At 72.4% G+C, this 887-nt stretch carries 2 protein-coding genes and 1 pseudogene; 2 read left to right on the forward strand and 1 reads right to left on the reverse strand.

From position 1 onward, the window contains the following. A partial coding sequence (locus tag FW784_RS14835) for a heterodisulfide reductase-related iron-sulfur binding cluster (protein ID WP_268890921.1) occupies positions 1–423 on the reverse strand: 423 nt, incomplete at its 3' end. Here FW784_RS14835 and FW784_RS14075 point away from each other — a divergent pair. Both FW784_RS14075 and FW784_RS14080 read left to right on the forward strand, forming a co-directional pair. After that, on the forward strand, positions 322–621 hold the full coding sequence (locus tag FW784_RS14075) for an HlyD family secretion protein (protein ID WP_187770850.1): 300 nt from the start codon (positions 322–324) through the stop codon (positions 619–621). The genes FW784_RS14835 and FW784_RS14075 overlap by 102 nt on opposite strands. Next, a pseudogene (locus FW784_RS14080) lies at positions 621–887 on the forward strand (ABC transporter permease); the annotation flags it as partial. The gene FW784_RS14075 and the pseudogene FW784_RS14080, both read left to right, overlap by 1 nt.

The raw sequence follows: 887 nt of genomic DNA on the forward strand, positions 1-887 counted from the left end.
CGGGACGCGCGGCGCGAGCGCGTCGTTCACGGCGGCGTGGCAGCCGGTGGCGAGCGTCACCACCTGCGTCGCGCCCTCGAACGCCCTCGCATTGCGCGTTGCCAGCGCAGCCGCGCCACTCGCGTTGCCGGAATGCGCATGCACGGCGCCGCAGCACCCCTGGCCGGCTGGTGTCTGCAGCTGGATCCCGCAGGCGTCCATGAGCACGGCCAGCGACGCGCGGGTCGAAGCCTCGTAGGTATCGGCCACGCAGCCGACGAAAAGGGCGGCGACCGGGCGCGCGCCGATCGACTCCGGCGGCGCGGCCCGCCGCCGATCCTGATGGGCGACGATGACCGCCTCTACCTGCGCGTGGACATCGACGAGACCGACGCCTGGCGCGTGCGGCCGGGTGCCGCCGCGGTCGGCGTAATACGCGGCCAACCGCGGCTGCGGATCCCGCTGCATTTCGAATACGTCGAGCCCTACGTGACGCCCAAGCCCGTGCTCACCGGCCAGGGCACCGAACGCCCGGACCTTCGCGTGCTGCAGTTCGTCTACAGCTTTCCGCGCGGCGACCTGCCGGTGTACCTGGGCCAGCAGATGGACGCCTACATCGCGACGCCGCCGGCCGCACGCTGATGTGGCGTGTCGCGCTGCGCATGCTGGCCGCCGACCGCGCGAAGTTCGCCGGGCTGGTGTTCGGCCTCGCGTTCACCTCGTTCCTGGTGACGTTCGCGGCGTCGTTCTTCTGCGGCTTCATGACGCACGGCTACGGGCTGGTGTCGGAACACCCGCAGGTCGACGTGTGGGTGATGGACCCGGCCGTAGAGGCCGTCGAGCAGACCACCAACCTGCCGCCGTCGGCGCTCGCGCGCGTGCGCGGCGTGCCGGGTGTGCGCGACGCG

Source organism: Cognatilysobacter lacus (genome assembly GCF_008274655.1).
GTDB classification, from domain to species: Bacteria; Pseudomonadota; Gammaproteobacteria; order Xanthomonadales; family Xanthomonadaceae; genus Cognatilysobacter; species Cognatilysobacter lacus.

What these genes read in the sequence shown, in the direction of transcription:
- FW784_RS14075 (WP_187770850.1), top strand. Translation starts at nt 322, where the DNA reads ATGGGCGACGATGACCGCCTCTACCTGCGCGTGGACATCGACGAGACC.